The organism is Kangiella sp. (assembly GCF_048265365.1).
Taxonomy (GTDB): Bacteria; Pseudomonadota; Gammaproteobacteria; order Enterobacterales; family Kangiellaceae; genus Kangiella.
Genome location: NZ_JBLXBT010000001.1, coordinates 1065126 through 1084495 on the forward strand (window position 1 = coordinate 1065126; position 19370 = coordinate 1084495).

Genomic DNA, 19370 nt, shown 5'->3' on the forward strand with positions numbered 1-19370 from the left:
GAAGAGAAAATAAAAAGCCACTTAAAGAAAGTGGCTTTTTAGACAGTCTATGATATAGGTTAGAAGCTATAACGAAAGTTGATTCCAATATGCTCATCTAACTCGTCATCATTACCAATCTCAAGGGCAACAGACATGTTGCGATCAAAGTGGTAACGACCTTCTACAGTGATATCGGTTGAGTCCAGTACGTCAGAACGGGATACATAGGCTCCTACCTCTAGATCGTTAGTAAACATGCTTCTGACACCGGCCATAATGTTATACCCGCTGTCATCAATACCAAAGTCGGCATCAAAGTCTTCATAGCCTAACTCGGCAACAAAGTCAGTATTGTTGGTAAGCTCCATGTTAAATCCTGCATTGATACGCAAGATGCTAACGTCAAAGCCGCCATTATCTAAATCGGTGTAATCAATTTTACCGTAAATATTGTCAGTGAAGCTTTTAGAGAATTCGAAGTTTACGCCATCAAGGTTGTCATAATCTATAAGACCACCTTGAATGTAGTCATAGCTGACGTTGTTCGCCATTGCTAGACCTGATGATAGTGCGATCGTAGTGGCAACGAACAATTTTGTTAATGACATTATTATCTCCTCATGTATTCTTGTTAAATAATGCGAGGTCAATTATCCTCGAAGGTATCTGAACGATAACTGAACTCACTTGGTTGAAACATTAATGGGTTCACAGAACTAACATCAGGAAAGTCTATGCGCAAAAAGTTGACCCCCGTCCTTGACCAGCTGAATAAGGTGGTTTTGGGTAAGCCTCATCAAGTTAAACTGGCGGTTGCTTGTTTATTGGCCAAAGGGCATCTGTTGATAGAAGACTTGCCTGGCATGGGAAAGACTACTCTGGGTCAAGCCGTTGCTAAAGTATTTGGCTTGGAGTTTCAGCGGGTTCAGTTTACCAGTGATATTCTGCCGGGTGATATTGTCGGCGCTAATATTTATGACCGCGAAAAAGGAAGTTTTGAATTTCATCCTGGTCCTATCTTCTCGCAGCTAGTATTAGCCGATGAAATTAATCGAGCTACGCCCAAAGCGCAAAGTGCTTTGCTTGAAGCGATGGAAGAGCAGCAGGTCACCATCGAAGGCAACACCTATCCGCTTCCACACCCCTTTTTTGTCATCGCCACTCAGAATCCTTCTTATCAGATCGGAACTTACTCATTGCCAGAGTCACAACTTGATCGCTTCCTCTTTAGAGTGCAACTGGGATATCCAGAAGCTGGTTTTGAAAAAGTGTTGCTGCGCGGTGAATCTGGACGCGTACAAATGAACAAAATCGAAACTTTGCTGGAGCTTTCTGAGCTGAATGAAATTCAAGGTTTTGTTCAAACTATAACTATCAGCGATCACCTTTTGAGTTATGTGATGGATTTAATCAATGCTACACGGCAAAGCCCTGATTTTGCTCATGGCTTATCGCCACGCGGAGGCTTAGCGCTAATCGGTGCTGCAAAAGCGTGGGCATTTCTTGATGAACGGGATTATGTGCTACCTGAAGATATTCAGAGAGTCTTTGTACCAACCGTTGCCCATCGCCTGCAATCGGTGAAAACCTCCAGTGAAAAAATAGAAGTGCTGGTTGAGCAAATCATTCACGACACCCCAATTTCAGCATAAAGAAAAGTTGATGAAATTAGTCAGTGCAGTTCGACAGAAGTTTTTTTTCTGGGTTGATAAACGCAGCCCCCAGCAACAGGAAGTAACTCTACGTCAGCGTAATATTTATATTCTGCCTACCCGTTATGGTTGGTTGATGTTGATGATTCTAATTTTGATATTAGTGGCTTCGATCAATTATCAAAATAATATGGGGTTTATGGCGGGTTTTGTTTTGTTAGCGATTGGCATGTTATCCGTTTTTTATACTTATCGTAATATTCGGGGGCTGCGGATCCGAGCACTCAAACCGCAGTCAGCGTATGTAGGGCAAAAATGTTCTTTCCCGGTAGTTTTTTTTAACTCCTCTTCAAGTTATCGTTCCTCAATTGGCATAGGAGTCCGTAAAAAGAAGGTTCACTATTTTGATGTCGAGCCGCAAAGTAATACTTTATTTCATGTAAATATCAAAGCAGGCAGACGAGGTTTATTAAAGCCGGAACGGTTTGTCTGTACCAGCATATTCCCTTTTGGTATTTTCCAAGCCTGGTCTTGGTTTAAGCCTACTCATGCGGCCTTGATTTATCCAAAGCCGATAGAGTGTCCTCAGGTATTAGCACCACAATCACAAGGCCAGGAGCAGGGTGCATTTGCCCAAAAAGGCTCGGAAGACTTCTATAGCTTAAGAGATTATCAGTCTGGCGATCCGATTAAGCAGGTGATGTGGAAAGCTTTTGCACGAGAACGGGGTTTATTGACAAAAGAGTTTGAAGAGCAAGTGGGTGAACAACATTTGCTGACTTGGGAAAGTGTTAGTCAATATGATAAAGAACTGGCGATTTCTTACCTGACTGATGCGGTTATTAAAGCCGAGCAAGCAGGAACATTATATGGACTTGAGTTGCCGCATACTCTGGTCGGAAAAGGGCAGGGAGCAGAGCACCTGCATCAATGTTTAAGTGCCTTGGCGTTAATGGAATAAGCTGTGAGCGGATAATTATGAATACACAATTATTACCACTGACTCGACAAGGTATCATCCCATTATTAATTATGGTGCAGGCCATTGTGCTTTTGCCATTATGGTTTCATTTGCCATTCTGGATTTCAGCTTCTACTATTACTCTCTTGTTAATTCGCTTTGTTATATATAAAAAAGAACTCAAGTTGCCTTCATGGCTTATTTTATTATTGGCACTCTGTGCACTGGGTGGCGTATTTATATACTTTAGAACAATCAGTGGCCGTGAAGCTGGGGTGGGTTTGATAAGTTTGATGTATACCTTCAAGCTACTCGAAGCAAAAAATTATCGTGATGGTGCTCTGATCCTGTTCATATCTTTTTTCATCTTAGTCACTGCATTCTTGTATGACGAGTCCATTTTAATGGGTGTCTATTTGCTCATTTCCATAATGGCCATTTTGATGGGACTGATTGCCTTAAATAGTATTAACGGTGTCGCAGGGATTCGCCACCTTGGTAAAATTTCTGGTGTTGCCTTATTGCAGGCTTTACCAATCATGTTGATACTCTTTTTCCTCTTTCCGAGATTGTCTGGGCCTCTGTGGGCCATGCCTTCACAACGCGAGAAAGGCATGGGAATTGATAACGAGATGATACCAGGATCTATGGCGGGCCTATATGGTTTCGATGAGATAGCTTTTAGAGTTGATTTTGATGGTAATACGCCACCAGCAAGCCAAATGTATTGGCGAGGCGTTGTGCTTTCAGAATTTAATGGTATTGCATGGTTAATAGGTGCTGAGTCGCCCATACGTAGTGATGCCTACCCAGCAGGTGAGCCAGCGTACTCTTACCGAGTGCAGCTTGAGCCACATAACCGCCGCTGGGTTTTTGGCTTGGAAGATCTGATTGAACCACCGAAGGAACAAGTTTATTTGTTTAATAATTATACCTGGCGTAGAGCACAAAGGGTTACTCAACGCTTGTTGTACCAAGCTCAGTCTTACCAGTTGGACTACAGTAGTACTGAATTGTCGCAATGGCAAAGACAACTTAATACTCAATTACCAGATAGCGGCAATGACCAAACCAAAGACTGGGCAATAAGCGAGTATGAAAAGGTCGGTGACTCGGAGGAGTTTGTCAGTTTTGTTTTAAGTTATATTCGCCAGCAAAATTTTCATTACACACTTTTGCCAGAGCTACTGGAACAAAATGTTATTGATGGTTTCTGGTTAGGTAGTCGCGAAGGTTATTGCGAGCACTATGCCAGTGCTTTTGTGTTTATCATGCGAGCCGCAGGAATCCCTGCGCGGGTGGTCACTGGCTATCAAGGCGGGGAATATAACCCATATGGTGATTACTATATCATTCGACAAAAAGATGCACATGCCTGGACTGAAGTTTGGTTGGAAGGAGAGGGCTGGCGTCGTGTCGATCCTACAGCCGCAATTCACCCCTCTCGTGTCGATGATTCATTGTTAAATCAAACCAGCTCCCGTGATGACTGGTTTGCTGATTTTGATAGTTTGACTACCACTGATAGTGAAGTTGCCAGAAATGTTTGGCAACAAATTAGCCTGCGTTGGGATGCATTGCAGAGTTTCTGGAATGAAAGCTTAATGGGCTATGACCAAGATATGCAATTTAGTTGGTTGTCTGATTTAGGGGTTAAGAAAAATCAATGGCGTTATCTGGGTTATGCTTTGTTGGCTACTATTATGTTGGCAGGTGCTGGTTTCGGACTGTGGATTTTAAGCCAGGCCAAAGGTCGAGACAAAGTTGAGCGCGCCTATCGTCGTTTCCAACAGGTTTTGGCAAAACAAGGTGTTGAGGTTAAATTAAATGAAGGACCAAAAGATTTGTTAACTCGTATTAGAAAAGAGCATCCAGAGCAATATGCGAAAGCTGTTCCCGTTATTAAGAGATATATTTCGATACGTTATCAGAAAGAGAAGTCCTCAGCTGCCAGTCAGCAGAGTTTTATAAAAGCGGCAAAAGCTTATCATTAAGTCGATACTGCGGTTGCGGACTGACAAGCAAAGGGCAAGTGGGTATAATGCGGCCACATTGCCCTAACCCTGTTTATATAATCATGGCTGATATCACGCCAATTCATAAGTTTCTTCATTGCAAAACGCCAGTTGCTTGGTTAGAGCGTGCGACTAAAGAAATTGAAACTCTTTTAATTGACCACGCTCATTGTGAGAAAAAAGCAGCTGCAACGGCGGTGAAATTAATGTTTCGCTATCCCGAGCGAATTGACCTGCTTAAGAAACTCTCGCAGTTAACGCGTGAAGAAGTGTTGCATTTTGAACAGGTGCTGGAGTTTATGGAGCAACGTGATATTCGTTATCGTGCGATTAAACCTTCTCGTTATGCTGCTGGCTTGCATCAGTATGCCAGCAAAGATGAGCCGCAGCGTTTAATCGATGGCTTGATCATTGGAGCCATTATCGAAGCACGCTCCTGCGAGCGTTTTCATGCCTTGGCACCTTATTTCAAAGAGAGCGAACCGGAGCTCTCAAAATACTATCGGTTCTTATTAAAATCAGAGTCACGTCATTTTGCGGATTATCTGGAGTTGGCACAGAGTTATGCTAAAACTTCTATTGATGAGCGCGTTCAATTTTTTCTTGAAAAAGAGCAAGAGCTGATTGAAAGTCCTGATAAACAATTCCGTTTCCATTCCGGTGTTCCTGAATAAACTTGTTATAATGACTTGATGGAGAGACCTTTTATGTCACACACATCACAACAGAAATTATTATTATTGAGTGCCTCAAGAGAAGGCCAGACCGATTATCTTGAACATGCTTTGCCGTTGATGAACGCTTTTTTGCCTTCATCAGTCAGCGAAATTTTATTCATTCCCTATGCAGGCTTTGCTATGGGCTATGACGCTTATGAGCAAAAAGTTGATAGTGCTTTGCAAGGCATTAATCGCAAAGTGATATCAATCCATCAGTTTGATGATCCGGTTAAAGCGGTTAAGCAAGCACAGGCAATTGCCATCGGTGGTGGTAACACTTTTTATTTGCTGAAACAGCTTTACGACAATGAGTTAGTTGATGCCATCCGTAAGAAAGTAAATGCAGGAACGCCTTATATGGGTTGGAGCGCCGGATCTAACATGGCGGGTTTAACGATATGTACCACTAACGATATGCCTATTGTGCAGCCACGACATTTTAACGCGCTGGCTCTAGTTCCTTTCCAGATTAATCCGCATTACACCGATTATCAGCCGCCTAATCACAATGGCGAAACTCGTGCCGAGCGTATCTACGAGTACACGCGCGCCAACCCTCACCGGTACGTGGTGGGTATAAAAGAAGGTACCGCATTAGAACGTCAGGGTGATCAATTATTCTTGCGTGGTCAGAAAGATGGTTTAATTTTCCGTGATGGTGAAGGCATCAAAACCATTAAAGCAGGTAGTGATATCAGCTGGCTACTTTAAATTCAGCCAAACAATGCAAATATGACCTGGTTTTATTGGCTGGTAAGACCAAATAATCTTTCAGTTTCAAATGGTTATCCTTTGCTATAGGATGAGAGTTAACCAAGGACGGATAGTTTAATAATTACAATGTTGTCATCGTCCTCCTTGGTTTAAATCATAGATGTAAAATCATATAGCACTAAGGAGATCTAACGATGAACAACTTACCAAAGTTGAGCTCATGGTTAGGAGGGATCATAGTTGCAGGATCATTTATAACATCCGCATATGCCTCTGAACCAGAACACCCTAAACATGACGATGAGTTACAAGGCAAAGTACCTTTTCTGACTTCCACAGCACAGAACTTGCATTACGCCGATTCACCCATTCACCCCTTTCTCAATTCAGCGTTACCTAACCCACCCAAGGATGTGTATTCAGGGCCCTTGTTTCAATTACGTCATGACTACCCGTCAAATGTACCGACAGGCCAAAGCTACCCTTGGAAAAAAGTAACTAACAATGGGCCCATTACTACGCAAAACTCCTTGGCTTATGTCGAAGCTTTAAAACAGTACGTCTCCGATGACATGCGTAAATTGCTCTATAGTTATGACAAGTGGCAACCACAAAGTGAACCCTGGTGGCAGTCGATTTGGCTAGGAACTGAGCGTGAGCCGATTCATGGCTTTTATGTGGGTTCTGGTTTTCCTGCCGGCACCATGCCAGAACAAAGTCTCGATCTAACGACTTATGTTTTAACGCTTTATGATGAAACCGCAGCTGTGACTTTGGGCAACATCTGGGGTACCACAGAAGAGCAGGCCTATGAGCCAAATCTGACTAATCCTGCAGCGCAATATGCTGAAGGCAGTGTCATTGTGAAGTTTGCTTTCGTTACGCCTTGTGGCGCAGATTGGGCACCGATGGAAGGCACAGTGTCATGGCCGATCTATTCGACCCTGAACGAAAGTAACGGCTCAGGTAATAACCCAAGTGTCTCGAAATGTCCTAACAATGGTTCAAATGGTTCGACTGCTGATCCGACATTGACCAATGTCTATCTGATGCAGTTCGACATTATTGTTAAAGATAGCGTAGCAGCTCCGGAAACAGGCTGGGTTTTCTCCACCTTGGTTTATGACAAAAATGCACCCGGTAAAGATGCGTGGGACAAAATGATTCCGCTGGGCGCTACCTGGGGTGGTGATCCGGATATCATCAATACCGCAAGTTCTGCGTTAACACCACCGGTTACCGTTAACACCAACCTCCAGCAAAATTGGGTTAACCCAAAAGCGCCCGAATATTCTACAGCGACTTTAGGTTGGGATGGGCGCTTGTCAGGGCCAAATGATGGTGCAGTTGTTACTCCAGCTTGGGCCGGTAGTCATTATTATCCAAAGGGTTTGGCATCAGCTGGTTGCTTAGGTTGCCATAGCAGCGCTCAGTATCCCCAGAAGTCATTCTTGTTGCCGGCTACAACCTATCCACCTCAAGTGACTAATGCTCCCGGTTCAAGTACCAAGCAGGCATTGGTACTCAATGACCCGGGCTCTTCAGAATGGATGAAATGGTTCCAAAGCCGCTCTGGCACTGAAGCCATGGATTCGGGCGAAGGAAGCATTGGCCTGGATTATGATATGGTTACTTCTTTTAAAGCCATTCCAATGTGGCAGGCAGCTCTGAAAGCGATTGAGTCCGAAAATGCAGCCAAGCCGTCTTTGAAAAGAAAGTAGGAGAAGGAATAATCTTGTTATGAACTTAGATGATTTAACACGCAATGTGTTGGACTTCTGGTTCGGCGCGCCTGACTCAGCAGAGTTGGGCGCTGACCGCGCCATCTGGTTTCAGTCTGATCCACAGTTTGACCAGGAAGTTCGCGAGCGATTTGGTGAAGCTCATCGGCTTGCTGCAGAAGGCAAACTGGACAATTTGATGCAAACCCAAAAAGGCGCTCTGGCCTTAATCATTATCCTCGATCAGTTCTCGCGAAATATTTACCGCAATCAAGGACAGGCTTTTGCCACTGATGTGCAGGCCCAACAGTATGCTGAGCAGGCCTTGGAGAAAGGTTTTGATCGGGCATTGTTAACGGTTGAAAAGAAATTTTTCTACATGCCCTTTATGCATGCTGAAGATCTTAAGCTACAAGAAAAAAGTATTGAGCTTTTTGTCAGTCTTGGTGACCCCAATACCTTAACCTTTGCTCTATGTCATCGCGATCAAATCGTACGTTTTGGCCGCTTCCCTGGCCGCAATCAAGCGTTAGGTCGTAAAAGCACCCCAGCAGAAGAGGCTTTCCTGAAAAATCCTTTCTGCTAGCTTTTAGAAGGGGTTCTGAATGGGTTAGACAAATCTTTTTGTGGCACTTCGACTCTCATAATCTTAGTTTTTATGATGTCTCTTTTTTCGTGATGCTTACGCCAATCCCACTCACCATCCAGTAGAATGATGTTCCGTATTCCAAACTTTTCCATATCTTCAACAGAGTAGTCAAAACCTATAAAACTCTGTTCATATAAACCTAGAAACATTAGTGGGTATTGATACCAGCTTATTGGAATGTTTCTATGTGAGCCATAGACACTAATCATAGGATTAACATTGATCTTATTGTAGAAACGCCACTCCGCTAATCGCCACTCAATGGCACTTTCGTCTCCTTCAGCTATGAGCTCATTTACTGATGGCTGAAGACTTCCTCCATGCCAAAGCAGGACAGAGTCTTTATTAAGAAGCTTTTTGTTTGCTGCCGGAAATATGTAGTTAGCGCATGATGAGGCGCAAAGCCCTTTAACATGAACATTTATATTATTGTCATAAACCCAATGAGCTAGCTCTAGCCCCAAAAATACTTCGCCTCCTGTTGAGTCGATGCTTAACTGGTTTGGTTTAGAGTTGGCGTGATGGAATAACTTCAAAAGTTCTTGGTGGGCATCTTTACTTAATTTACCTTCGTAGTGAAGAATATTAGAGTCATCTAAGTAAACTTTAGTGTTCTCTTCAGAAGTGCTCTTTAAAGTTGCACATCCCGAAAGCTGCAATACTACAAAAGTTATTATCAATCCAAGTTTATTCATTTTATATCCTTACATAAAGTCCAAGTTTTAATCGAAATAATGACTGTCGATTTCATCGCCTTCGATGGTCAGGTAATGGCCTTTGTCACCCCAGTCGCTGAGTACGATGCGTTGGCAGTGTTTGCCGTCAACTTCAATGTCATGAAAGTCTGGACGATGGGTGTGACCATGAATCAGGATATCGGCTTGCTGGTTTTGTAAGACTTCTTTAACTGCATCAGGATGCACGTCTGTGATGGCGCTGGCTTTGTTGGCTTGTGCTTCGCGGCTTTTTTGACGCAGGTCAGCAGCGATTCCGCGGCGAACGGCTAAAGGCTGCGACAGTAGTTGCTGCTGCCATTCTTGCGAACGCACCATCTGGCGAAACTGCATGTATTCTTTATCGTCCCAGCACAGACTGTCGCCGTGCATTAAGATTGCCGGTTTATCGCCAATAGTTACTGGATGCACTTCGTCAATAATAACGCCACCGGTTTCTTTGGCAAATACGTCACCTAATAAAAAGTCTCGATTACCATGCTGAAAATACAGTGCTTTGCCTGAATCAGAATAGGCTTTGAACTTAGCAATGACGCTTTTGACAAACTCCGAATCATCATCATCGCCAATCCAGCTCTCAAATAAATCCCCCAAAACATACAAAGCATCCGACTTGGGCGCTATGTCATTCATGTACTGAGTGAAAAGGGCGGTCAGGTCAGGGCGTTCTTCGCAAAGGTGTAAGTCGGAAATAATATGAATCATGGTGGTGTCTTTTTTATTGATGATGAATGGCAAAGCTGTATCAGCCTTGTAACCGATACAGCTTTAGACTGACTTGTAGTTATTCGTTAATAACAGCTTTTTCAATGAAAGCGGGTTCGACCGGTACGTCTTGGTGCACACTGTAGCTACCCGTTTCCACTTCTTTGATTTGGTCAACTACATCCATACCTTCGACTACTTTACCAAATACGCAGTAACCCCAACCTTGCATGGATTCCTGAGAAAAGTTCAAAAAGTCATTGTCTTTAACATTGATGAAGAACTGACAGGTCGCAGAGTGAGGGTCCATAGTGCGAGCCATGGCTACTGTGCCGCGCGCGTTAGTTAAGCCGTTGTTGGCTTCGTTCTCGATTGGGCTATCAGTTGGCTTCTGGCTCATATCTTCGGTGAAGCCGCCGCCCTGAATCATAAAGTTGGAAATAACTCGATGGAATATGGTGCCGTCGTACTGGCCTTTCTCCGCGTAACTGATGAAGTTTTCTACGGTTTTCGGGGCTTTGCGAGCATTAAGCTCGATAACAATATCACCATGATTAGTGGTTAAAGTGACTTTTGGGTGTGTTGTGCTCATGATTTTTATCCTGATTTTAGCTGTTTTTTAACCTATCACCGGGCCAAATCTTGCATTGAGCTAGCCTGCAGGCCTGATGATGGTTACAATATCGGGCTTCTAAGTTTGCCGCCTATGATAATGTTTTTTATCACTAAAAGCTAAATTCAAAACCGAGAAAAGATACTTATGTTACAGATCTACAATAATTTGACCCGTCAGAAAGAACCTTTTAAGCCCATGATTGAAGGCAAGGTTTCCATGTATGTGTGTGGCGTGACAACTTATGATCTGTGCCATATTGGTCATGCTCGGACTTATTCTTCGTTTGATGTCATCAATCGTTACTTCCGCTTTAAAGGCTACGATGTTACCTATGTCCGAAATATTACCGACATTGATGACAATATTATCAAGCGAGCCAATGAAAATGGTGAAGCATTCGATGAGCTTACTAAACGCTTCATTGCCGAAATGTACCAGGATTTCGATGCGATTGGTTTGCAGCGTCCTGATATTGAGCCGCGTGCGACCGGTACCATGGATGAAATCATCAAAATGACCCAAACCCTGATCGAAAAGGGCGCTGCTTATGCCACTGACAATGGGGATGTGTATTTCCATGTGCCAGCCTTTAAAGATTACGGCAAACTGAGTAAGCAGGACTTAACTCAGCTCAATGCTGGTGAGCGCGTTGACGTTAACGACATTAAAAAAGATCCGATGGACTTTGCTTTATGGAAATCCTCGAAGCCGGGCGAGCCTTCGTGGGACTCGCCGTGGGGTAAAGGGCGCCCAGGCTGGCATATCGAATGTTCGGCCATGAGCAAAGAGTGCCTGGGCGATACTTTCGATATTCATGGTGGTGGCTCCGACTTACAGTTCCCGCACCATGAAAACGAAATTGCTCAATCTGAATGTGCTAACGATTGCACCTTTGCGCGTGTCTGGATTCATACTGGCATGGTGCAGGTGGATAAAGAGAAGATGTCTAAATCATTAGGTAACTTCTTCACCATTCGTGATGTGCTGAAGCAGTATCGTCCGGAATCAGTTCGTTATTTTCTGATGAGCGGTCATTACCGCAGTCAGCTCAGTTACACACAGGCCAATCTTGAATCTGCCGATGCCAGTCTTGAGCGTTTGTATAATGCTTTGCGTGGTGTGGACTTGAGTCAGGCAACTGATAACGGACTAGATATTCTGGAGCAGGCCGAAGCACGTTTTATCGAAGCAATGGACGATGACTTTAATGTTCCTGAAGCAATGCCAGTTCTGTTTGATTTGTCTAAAGAAGTGAATCGCCTGAAAGCTACCGACATGCCTGCAGCAGCTACTATTGCAGTAAAGTTAAAAGAGTTGGCAGGCGTTTTGAGCCTGTTGCAACAGGATCCTGAAGCTTTCCTAAAATCAGGTGCTGGCGACAGCGATGTTTCCGATGAGGAAATTGAAAGCCTGATTCAACAACGCCTGCAGGCTCGTGCTGATAAAGACTGGGCATTAGCCGATGAAATCCGTGACAAGCTGCATGCCATGAGTATTGAGCTTGAAGATGCTGCCGGTGGTACCAGTTGGCGCAGGAAGTAATATAAAGTTATCCATAAAAAAGAAGCCGCTTAAAGCGGCTTAAAGCGGCTTTCTTAATATTGATAACTGATAAATCTATTTAACCGTACCAGCTTAGTCGTGCAAGTTCTCGCAGGCAAATAAGGTGTTGCTCATTAGCATGGCGACAGTCATGGGGCCAACACCGCCCGGTACCGGTGTAATCCATGAGGCGCGTTCTTTGGCCACATCAAATTCAATATCTCCCACCAGTTTACCGCTCTCTAAACGGTTGATACCCACATCTATCACGATGGCCCCCGGCTTGATCCAGTCACCTTTAACCATTTCTGGAATACCAACACCAACGACCACTATATCGGCCTCAGAAACTTTTTTAGGCAAGTCTTTGGTTTTGCTGTGGCAGAAAGTAACGGTACAGCGTTCCATCAGTAACTCTAAGCCCATTGGACGACCTACAATATTGGAAACGCCAACGACAACGGCATCTTTACCCACAAGGTCAATACCAGTTTCTTTAAGCATGACCATGACGCCATAAGGCGTACAAGGTCTCATGGTAGGCATTTTTTGGGCTAAACGGCCCATGTTATAAGGGTGAAAACCATCCACATCTTTATCAGCTTTGATTCGTTCCAGAATCACATTGGAATCCAGGTGATCGGGAAGCGGAAGCTGCACCAGAATACCGTCGATAGCTGGGTCGGCATTTAATTCGTCAATGTGTTGTAATAGGCGTTCTTGAGAAGTGTTTGCTTCAAGAACGATTTTACGGGAAATAAAGCCGACTTTTTCACAAGCTTCTACTTTCTTGTTAACGTAGATTTGTGAAGCAGGATCAACACCCACCAGAATCACGGCAAGACCTGGTGCGCGGAGGCCTTTATCAAGGCGAGCTTTCACTTTTTCGGCGAGTTGTAACTTAACTTTTTCGGAAATGGCTTTGCCATCAAGAATTTGAGCAGACATAAGGCGTAATATATTCAAATGAGCGTTTGAAAGGCGTTATTGTCGCAATATTTGCCTATTGGCTCAACGCTTTTATCAGAAGGCCCTTTTTTGTAAAAAAACAAAAGAAAAAGTGTTGACGGTTATGGGGGAAATCAGTAATATGCGCGTCTCGCAGGGGCAAGCCCTTGCGTAGCTTCGGAGATTAGCGCAGTCTGGTAGCGCGCCTGCTTTGGGTGCAGGATGTCGGGGGTTCAAATCCCTCATCTCCGACCAATTTTTTCTTGCCTCGTACGTCTGGATTCACATGCGTCCGTAGCTCAGTTGGATAGAGCAACGGCCTTCTAAGCCGTGGGTCGCAGGTTCGAATCCTGCCGGACGCGCCATTTTAACAGATGGGCGGTAAGAGGGAAGGATTTAAAGGTTGATGGTGGGCGTAGCTCAGTTGGTAGAGCCCCGGATTGTGATTCCGGTTGTCGTGGGTTCAAGTCCCATCGTCCACCCCAGATTCTATCTGCGATGTATTATGATTCTAAGAATCAAGCAGTTAGAAGAACAATATGGTTCGATGAGGGCGTTAGGGCCCGCATTCAAAAATGCGAAAGTGGTGGAATTGGTAGACACGCTGGATTTAGGTTCCAGTGCCGCGAGGCGTGAGAGTTCGAGTCTCTCCTTTCGCACCATTTTAATCTCGGTGCTTAATATAAATGCTGTATAGCAGGTAGTAATCAGACCAGAGATTAAATGGTATTCCCTTCAAGTCTTCATCTAAAAGCCTTATCATATTCATTTTATGTAAAGAATAGCTATTGCTAAAGATAGCCTATTGGAGATCAGCGAATGCAAGTTTCAGTTGAAACCACCAACGGTTTAGAAAGAAAGTTAATCATTGATGTTCCAGCCGAGAATATCGATGGCGCGGTGCAAAAGCGTCTACAAGACTTGGCTCGTAACGTTAAAATGAACGGCTTTCGCCCAGGCAAAGTCCCATTCAGCGTAGTTAAGAAGCGTTATGGCTCATCAGTACGTCAAGAAGTGCTGGGTGATGTTATGCAACGCCACTACTTTGAAGCGGTACAGCAAGAAAAATTGATGCCTGCCGGATATCCTCAATTAGAGCTGATTGAAAACAATGATGGTGCCAACCTGAAGTTTTCAGCAACTTTTGAAGTTTACCCAGAAGTTAAACTAGCTGACCTCAACGCTATTGAGATCGAAAAAGCGACATCTGAAGTTTCCGATGAAGATTTGACTAAAATGATGGATACCTTGCGAGGCCAAAGAGCAAGCTGGGTTGAAGTTAAGCGTAAAGCCAAAGATGGTGACCAAGTGGTTATCGACTTTAAAGGTTTCATCGATGGTGAAGCATTTAAAGGTGGTGAAGCTAAAGAATTCCCATTGGAGCTTGGTGCTGGCAATATGATTCCAGGCTTTGAAGAGCAGCTGGTCGGTGCTTCTGCTGGTGATGATGTCGAAGTTACAGTAACTTTCCCAGAAGATTATCATGTTGATGATTTGAAAGGTAAAGAAGCTAAGTTTGAAACGCATGTACATACCGTTAACAAAAAAGAACTTCCTACAGTAACTGAGTTAGCAGAGCAGCTTGGTGCTGAAGACATCAGTAGTTTAAAAGCTGATGTTAAGCAAAACATGGAGCGAGAGCTGCGTAACGCTATTAAGTCACGCGTTAAAGGCCAAGTGATGACTCAGTTGGTTGATAAGCACGAAGTTGAAGTTCCTAAAGCGATGCTTGATCAAGAGATTGAGCGTATGCGTCAGGAAATGGCTCAGCAAATGCGTGCCCCAGAAGGTCAAACTCCAGACTTGCCTGCGTCATTGTTCGAAGAGCAGGCCACTCGTCGTGTTACACTTGGTTTGATTGTTTCTGAAATCATTAAAGCTGAAGGCTTGAAAGCGGACGAAGATAAGGTACGCGCTCAAGTTGAAGATTTAGCTGGTGTTTACGAAGCCCCGCAAGAAGTTATTGATTGGTACTATGGTGATCCTAGCCGCCTACGTGAAGTTGAGTCTCTAGTATTGGAAGATACAGTAGTTGACTTGGTGCTGGAAAAAGCTAAAGTAACTGAGAAATCAGTAAGCTTCGATGAGCTTTTAAATCCTGATAAAAAACAGGACTAAAAGCAACGCGATTCATTAGCGTTTATTCTCAAAAAGAAGCGGACTTGTTCCGCTTCTTTTGTTTTCAGGCAAGGAAAATACAACATGAGTAAAATTATAGAAACTCAGGCATCTGGCCTGATCCCTATGGTCGTTGAGCAAACCTCTCGAGGTGAGCGTTCATACGATATTTATTCCCGATTACTGAAAGAGCGTGTCATTTTTTGTGTTGGCCAGGTTGAAGACTATATGGCTAACTCAATTGTCGCTCAGATGTTATTTCTTGAGTCTGACAATCCAGACAAAGACATTTATCTTTATATCAATTCTCCAGGTGGGGTGGTAACTGCAGGTCTGTCAATTTATGACACCATGCAGTTTATACGCCCTGATGTTTCTACAGTTTGCGTCGGTCAGGCTGCAAGTATGGGAGCTTTGCTTTTGGCTGGAGGCGCAAAAGGTAAACGTCATACTCTGCCTAATTCTCGCATGATGATTCATCAGCCTCTAGGCGGCTTCCAGGGGCAGGCTTCTGATATTGCGATTCATGCTCAAGAAATTACTGAGTTGAAACACAGACTCAATTCAATCATGGCGAACCACTGTGGTAAAACTGTTGAAGAAGTGGAGCGTGATACCGACCGCGATAACTTCTTGACCGCAGACGAGGCTGTTGAATACGGCCTGGTAGATTCAATCATTAGCTCTAGAAAGCAAAGCTAATCTGACTAATCTTAATTGAGTAACGTACTACATGTAAGCTCCCGCCATGATGCGGGAGCTTGTTTCTTTGGTGTCCTTCTAGAAATTTTCTGCTAATACCTACTTCTTTACAGTTTTTTATCGTTTTCTGTTGTCTAATAGTGGTTGAGCAAGTCAAGGGTGGGCTTTATTAAGCTTACTATCATTTGACTTTCGAAAAGGGAAGGCCATTAGTAGAGGCTGACATGGATAAGACTGACGGAAAATTCAGTAGGTTTGAACTCCTTCTATCCAGAGTAGTGAAGATTCAAGCTGGCGAAGGAAAAAGTATCGCCCTGCATTTTATTACACTTTTTATTCTGATGTTCTCCTACTATCTACTTAAGGTTATAAGAGATCCGCTAATTCTTTCTGAAAGTACTGCGGAGATTAAAAGTTACTCAACTTCCGTTCAAGCCTGTCTCCTTCTTCTGATTGCACCATTATTTAGTAAGGTTTATTTTACTTATTCACAACATAATGATCATTCAAGATTCATAAGAGTGGTCATGCTTTTTTTTAGCTCTAATATATTAATATTCGCCATGTTAAGTTATCTGGATGTTTCAATTGGCGTGATATTCTACATCTGGTTGGGTGTATTTAGTGTGGTTGTTATTGCTCTGTATTGGGCTTTCTGTGCCGACTGCTATAGCACCGAAGCAGGCAACCGGTTATTTATCTTAATAGCTGTTGGTGGTGCCATTGGTGCATGGGTCGGTTCGCAATGTGCAGGCTGGAGTTATGAGCTAATAGGCGTCAGTGGCATTATGATCTTGTCATCAGTTTTACTTATGACTGCAGCGATTCTCACCGGCTACTGTTATCAATCAGTTCCCTGTCAATCAAAATCTATTCCTTCCCCGGAAATTGCTCCCCTTGATAAATGGTATTTGGCAATATTTAAATTATTAAAAAAACCATATTTATCTCTAATTGCTGCGTTTATTGTGCTTGTCAATTTTATTAATTCAATGGGGGAGTATATTTTGGCTAAGTTCGTTGTTGAGTTTGCCTCAGTTCTTGAACTGGCTGGTGATGATAAGCAGTTATATATGACAGAATTCTATGCCGGTTATATTGCATGGATTACTTTGTTCGGCCTAGTGTTACAAATTTTTGTAGTAGCCCGAATCTTCAAGTGGATTGGTGTCGGCGCATCTATACTAATTTTACCAACTTTGATGATGTTTAATTATACACTGGTGTTATACCTACCTATTTTTGCTCTGATAAAATGGACGCTAGTTGTTGAGAATAGCGTTAATTACTCGATTCAGAATACTACTAGGCACGCACTTTTTTTGCCCATCAATCGTGAAGATAAATATATCGGCAAAAATGTGATTGAAGGATTTTTCTATCGTTTCGGAGACTTATTATATGGTGGGGCTGTCGCCATTGGCGTGACATTTTATGGTGTGGATAAAATCGGTTTTATAATGCTAAACGCACTACTAGCTTTTTGCTGCTGTTTGATTGCATTTAAGATTCGGAACTATTATCGAGCTTTGGAAGATGAAATGGATATATCTGCTACCAAGGAAGCCGATTAGCTCTATCCTGTAGAGTTTAGTCGTATTACTAATTTCTAGAACGATACTTCTCTAATATTTTATCTCTTCTTAAGAGAAGCGCCGCTATTTGCTTGTCATTTAAAAGAGAACCCAGCTCTATTTTTAGCGATCCCTTAGTCAGGGATTTTAATGCTTGCTCAAATTGTGGAGACAGTTTACCTGGTGAGGGGAGCTCATACTTTGGTAGAGTGGATTTATTTCTAAAACTTCTTGTGTGATCAATCAGCCATAGAAAACCAGTGTCTAAGCTGTATAACTTGTTGCCCGTATTTCTGTCATCGTTATGGATCAATAAATCAAAGAGATGCATTAAGGCTTCTTCATCACTTTTAGAACAATAGCCGTCAAGCAGTTGCTCGTTCTGTATTAACTCAGTTCTACTCACCGAGTTTTCTATCCAATATTGGATGACTCCGTCTTGCCCCTTGTAGGTAAACGGTGCTGTATAGGGAATCATATACAGTCCAAGTATCCGATCCAGTCTGTAGGCGGCAAGATCATATAAAAAACGGTCAGCAAAATTATCTTCTCGGGAATTTTTTCTTTTATCTTCAAGTTTGGGATCGCTATCAAGGTATTTGAAGATAGCATTATGTTGTTGGCCTTGATGTTCAAAAGTAAGCTTTATAGGTTTACTGAAGAAATCACCTAAAGGTTCTTCTGTAATGACATTTGCGTTTGAGAAAAATTGAGATAAATATTCATCACTTAATTCGTTCGGGTAAAGTGGCTTTCTGACTGGATCGGGATGTGGTTGTATATTACTAGGATCGTCAAGATTCACTAACCGAAGCTGCTCGTTCTCAATTATGGCGGCAGTGGGATGTCCATTGTAATGAGTTTGCAACATCCCGGTATCCAGTAAAATTAACTTGCCATCAAAGCGAGAGCGAGCAACTCGGCTTTCATCTGGTGTATGGCCAACTAGAACTTGCTTGGCATTAAAATGTTTTAGCGCCTTATTTATCGTATGATTTTCCATGTATTCGTGACAGTAAATATTGCCTCGGTACCAGACAGGTCCTGGGGTGGTAATTAATAACGATTGAGACAATTCGATAAATTGCTGTGCTTTTTTTAGGATGCTACTTTTGTTTAAATGTTTTTGTTGAATTTGACCATCAAGAAGAGCCTCCAGAACCTGGATTCTTTCACGTTTATTAAAGTAATGCTTGAACAAACCAACCCTTATAAACTCGTGATACAGTTCAGCATAGGATTTAACGGTTTGACGAATCTCAGCATTAATTTGCTGTTCTGTTAAACCAAGGTCGAGAAGCTCATTCGAAATGCCCGCGTGTAAATACAAGCGATTCTGAAATACTTTTATGGTGTCTTTTTCTAGCAGCCATTTGCCATACTTTCCGGAAGGTGAGTAGGCTTCAATCAACCCGAAATAGCCAGGAGGATACATTAGATTAAAATTAGTTTGGCTTTCTTTTGTATCTTCCTGGTTAGAGTAGTTTAAATAGTCTCGATAAACTGATTCACGATATTTAGCTGACTCCTCCGGTTGGAAGGCCAGAAACTCTTCATCGGAAACATATCGCAGATCCGCGATGATATTCATGATTTCATGATTGCCAAGTAAAACAATGACTTTGCCACTATCCTTCATAGCTTCAGTCTCAAGTCGCATGAATAAGTCTACGACCTTGCGTGATTCTGCACCTCGATCTAGATTATCGCCTAGACTTATAAGGGTTGCGGCACTGCCTGTCCATTCAAGTTCCTGGTTAATGACGTCAGTAGCCTGTAGAAGGTTGACCAGTGAGTTATAATCGCCATGCACATCGGTTAACACTACGGTTTTGCTCTGAGCCGGGCGAGCGTGAAACAGAACGCTCATGATCAGAGTGAATATCAGGAATGTCTTGAATACTTTGGTATGCATACGACCCATAACTTGCGCCCTTAAAATGAGTTCTTACGAATTGCTGCTTGATTCTGTAACTTCTAAGGATAATACCATACAGTCAAATTGACGATACCTTTCC

The 19370-nt window shown here is 43.0% G+C and carries 17 protein-coding genes and 4 tRNA genes; 15 read left to right on the forward strand and 6 right to left on the reverse strand.

Annotated features, from left to right (window positions below):
• Positions 1–59: 59 nt before the first annotated feature.
• Positions 60–590 (reverse strand): hypothetical protein, encoded by a 531-nt coding sequence (locus ACN0VI_RS04935; RefSeq protein ID WP_417445977.1) that lies wholly within the window; start codon positions 588–590, stop codon positions 60–62.
• 126 nt (positions 591–716) lie between these two features.
• On the opposite strand from ACN0VI_RS04935, the gene ACN0VI_RS04940 reads away from it, so the two are divergent.
• From ACN0VI_RS04940 to ACN0VI_RS04970, 7 genes are all read left to right on the forward strand, one after another.
• Positions 717–1634, forward strand: coding sequence for an AAA family ATPase (locus ACN0VI_RS04940; RefSeq protein ID WP_417445978.1), 918 nt, complete (start codon positions 717–719; stop codon positions 1632–1634).
• A 10-nt stretch (positions 1635–1644) separates the two neighbouring features.
• Complete coding sequence (locus ACN0VI_RS04945) at positions 1645–2595, forward strand: DUF58 domain-containing protein (RefSeq protein ID WP_417445979.1); 951 nt, start codon at positions 1645–1647, stop codon at positions 2593–2595.
• Positions 2596–2612: 17 nt separating this feature from the next.
• Positions 2613–4589, forward strand: coding sequence for a transglutaminaseTgpA domain-containing protein (locus ACN0VI_RS04950; RefSeq protein ID WP_417445980.1), 1977 nt, complete (start codon positions 2613–2615; stop codon positions 4587–4589).
• An 83-nt stretch (positions 4590–4672) separates the two neighbouring features.
• Positions 4673–5284 (forward strand): tRNA-(ms[2]io[6]A)-hydroxylase, encoded by a 612-nt coding sequence (locus ACN0VI_RS04955; protein WP_417446576.1) that lies wholly within the window; start codon positions 4673–4675, stop codon positions 5282–5284.
• A gap of 33 nt (positions 5285–5317) precedes the next feature.
• Complete coding sequence (gene pepE / locus ACN0VI_RS04960) at positions 5318–6040, forward strand: dipeptidase PepE (RefSeq protein ID WP_417445981.1); 723 nt, start codon at positions 5318–5320, stop codon at positions 6038–6040.
• A 197-nt stretch (positions 6041–6237) separates the two neighbouring features.
• Positions 6238–7764 carry a hypothetical protein gene (locus ACN0VI_RS04965; protein WP_417445982.1) on the forward strand — a complete coding sequence of 509 codons (1527 nt, stop codon included), beginning with the start codon at positions 6238–6240 and terminating at the stop codon, positions 7762–7764.
• A 19-nt stretch (positions 7765–7783) separates the two neighbouring features.
• Positions 7784–8350: a DUF924 family protein gene (locus ACN0VI_RS04970; protein WP_331890337.1), complete on the forward strand. Its 567-nt coding sequence runs from the start codon at positions 7784–7786 to the stop codon at positions 8348–8350.
• On the opposite strand, the gene ACN0VI_RS04975 is transcribed toward ACN0VI_RS04970, so the two are convergent.
• From ACN0VI_RS04975 to ACN0VI_RS04985, 3 genes are read right to left on the reverse strand one after another with little or no spacing between them, the layout of a single operon-like run.
• Positions 8347–9108: a hypothetical protein gene (locus ACN0VI_RS04975; RefSeq protein ID WP_417445983.1), complete on the reverse strand. Its 762-nt coding sequence runs from the start codon at positions 9106–9108 to the stop codon at positions 8347–8349. The two genes, ACN0VI_RS04970 and ACN0VI_RS04975, sit on opposite strands and share 4 nt — an antisense overlap.
• Positions 9109–9135: 27 nt before the next feature.
• Positions 9136–9885 carry a UDP-2,3-diacylglucosamine diphosphatase gene (locus tag ACN0VI_RS04980; RefSeq protein WP_417445984.1) on the reverse strand — a complete coding sequence of 250 codons (750 nt, stop codon included), beginning with the start codon at positions 9883–9885 and terminating at the stop codon, positions 9136–9138.
• 46 nt (positions 9886–9931) lie between these two features.
• Positions 9932–10444 carry a peptidylprolyl isomerase gene (locus ACN0VI_RS04985; RefSeq protein WP_417445985.1) on the reverse strand — a complete coding sequence of 171 codons (513 nt, stop codon included), beginning with the start codon at positions 10442–10444 and terminating at the stop codon, positions 9932–9934.
• A gap of 168 nt (positions 10445–10612) precedes the next feature.
• Here ACN0VI_RS04985 and cysS point away from each other — a divergent pair, with 168 nt between their 5' ends.
• Complete coding sequence (gene cysS, locus ACN0VI_RS04990; RefSeq protein ID WP_331890345.1) at positions 10613–12010, forward strand: cysteine--tRNA ligase; 1398 nt, start codon at positions 10613–10615, stop codon at positions 12008–12010.
• A 93-nt stretch (positions 12011–12103) separates the two neighbouring features.
• On the opposite strand, the gene folD is transcribed toward cysS, so the two are convergent.
• Positions 12104–12958 (reverse strand): bifunctional methylenetetrahydrofolate dehydrogenase/methenyltetrahydrofolate cyclohydrolase FolD, encoded by an 855-nt coding sequence (gene folD, locus ACN0VI_RS04995; protein ID WP_331890347.1) that lies wholly within the window; start codon positions 12956–12958, stop codon positions 12104–12106.
• A 178-nt stretch (positions 12959–13136) separates the two neighbouring features.
• On the opposite strand from folD, the gene ACN0VI_RS05000 reads away from it, so the two are divergent.
• From ACN0VI_RS05000 to ACN0VI_RS05030, 7 genes are all read left to right on the forward strand, one after another.
• A tRNA-Pro gene (locus ACN0VI_RS05000) sits at positions 13137–13213 on the forward strand.
• Positions 13214–13246: 33 nt separating this feature from the next.
• A tRNA-Arg gene (locus ACN0VI_RS05005) sits at positions 13247–13323 on the forward strand.
• Positions 13324–13367: 44 nt separating this feature from the next.
• Positions 13368–13443: transfer RNA gene (locus ACN0VI_RS05010), tRNA-His, on the forward strand.
• Positions 13444–13535: 92 nt separating this feature from the next.
• A tRNA-Leu gene (locus ACN0VI_RS05015) sits at positions 13536–13620 on the forward strand.
• A 157-nt stretch (positions 13621–13777) separates the two neighbouring features.
• Positions 13778–15076: a trigger factor gene (gene tig / locus ACN0VI_RS05020; RefSeq protein WP_417445986.1), complete on the forward strand. Its 1299-nt coding sequence runs from the start codon at positions 13778–13780 to the stop codon at positions 15074–15076.
• Positions 15077–15160: 84 nt separating this feature from the next.
• Positions 15161–15778 (forward strand): ATP-dependent Clp endopeptidase proteolytic subunit ClpP, encoded by a 618-nt coding sequence (clpP, locus tag ACN0VI_RS05025; protein ID WP_331890956.1) that lies wholly within the window; start codon positions 15161–15163, stop codon positions 15776–15778.
• 224 nt (positions 15779–16002) lie between these two features.
• Positions 16003–17352, forward strand: a complete 1350-nt coding sequence (locus tag ACN0VI_RS05030) for an NTP/NDP exchange transporter (protein ID WP_417445987.1) — start codon at positions 16003–16005, stop codon at positions 17350–17352.
• A gap of 28 nt (positions 17353–17380) precedes the next feature.
• Here the strand turns inward: ACN0VI_RS05030 and ACN0VI_RS05035 are convergent, their stop codons facing one another.
• Positions 17381–19177, reverse strand: a complete 1797-nt coding sequence (locus ACN0VI_RS05035) for a metallophosphoesterase (protein WP_417445988.1) — start codon at positions 19175–19177, stop codon at positions 17381–17383.
• Positions 19178–19370 lie beyond the last annotated feature (193 nt).

Coding starts and splice junctions, on each gene's coding strand:
- ACN0VI_RS04985 (WP_417445985.1), bottom strand. CDS start 10,444: ATGAGCACAACACACCCAAAAGTCACTTTAACCACTAATCATGGTGAT.
- cysS (WP_331890345.1), top strand. CDS start 10,613: ATGTTACAGATCTACAATAATTTGACCCGTCAGAAAGAACCTTTTAAG.
- ACN0VI_RS04965 (WP_417445982.1), top strand. CDS start 6,238: ATGAACAACTTACCAAAGTTGAGCTCATGGTTAGGAGGGATCATAGTT.
- ACN0VI_RS04955 (WP_417446576.1), top strand. CDS start 4,673: ATGGCTGATATCACGCCAATTCATAAGTTTCTTCATTGCAAAACGCCA.
- ACN0VI_RS05030 (WP_417445987.1), top strand. CDS start 16,003: ATGGATAAGACTGACGGAAAATTCAGTAGGTTTGAACTCCTTCTATCC.
- ACN0VI_RS04975 (WP_417445983.1), bottom strand. CDS start 9,108: ATGAATAAACTTGGATTGATAATAACTTTTGTAGTATTGCAGCTTTCG.
- ACN0VI_RS04950 (WP_417445980.1), top strand. CDS start 2,613: ATGAATACACAATTATTACCACTGACTCGACAAGGTATCATCCCATTA.
- ACN0VI_RS04935 (WP_417445977.1), bottom strand. CDS start 590: ATGTCATTAACAAAATTGTTCGTTGCCACTACGATCGCACTATCATCA.
- ACN0VI_RS04945 (WP_417445979.1), top strand. CDS start 1,645: ATGAAATTAGTCAGTGCAGTTCGACAGAAGTTTTTTTTCTGGGTTGAT.
- ACN0VI_RS04940 (WP_417445978.1), top strand. CDS start 717: ATGCGCAAAAAGTTGACCCCCGTCCTTGACCAGCTGAATAAGGTGGTT.
- pepE (WP_417445981.1), top strand. CDS start 5,318: ATGTCACACACATCACAACAGAAATTATTATTATTGAGTGCCTCAAGA.
- folD (WP_331890347.1), bottom strand. CDS start 12,958: ATGTCTGCTCAAATTCTTGATGGCAAAGCCATTTCCGAAAAAGTTAAG.
- ACN0VI_RS04970 (WP_331890337.1), top strand. CDS start 7,784: ATGAACTTAGATGATTTAACACGCAATGTGTTGGACTTCTGGTTCGGC.
- tig (WP_417445986.1), top strand. CDS start 13,778: ATGCAAGTTTCAGTTGAAACCACCAACGGTTTAGAAAGAAAGTTAATC.
- clpP (WP_331890956.1), top strand. CDS start 15,161: ATGAGTAAAATTATAGAAACTCAGGCATCTGGCCTGATCCCTATGGTC.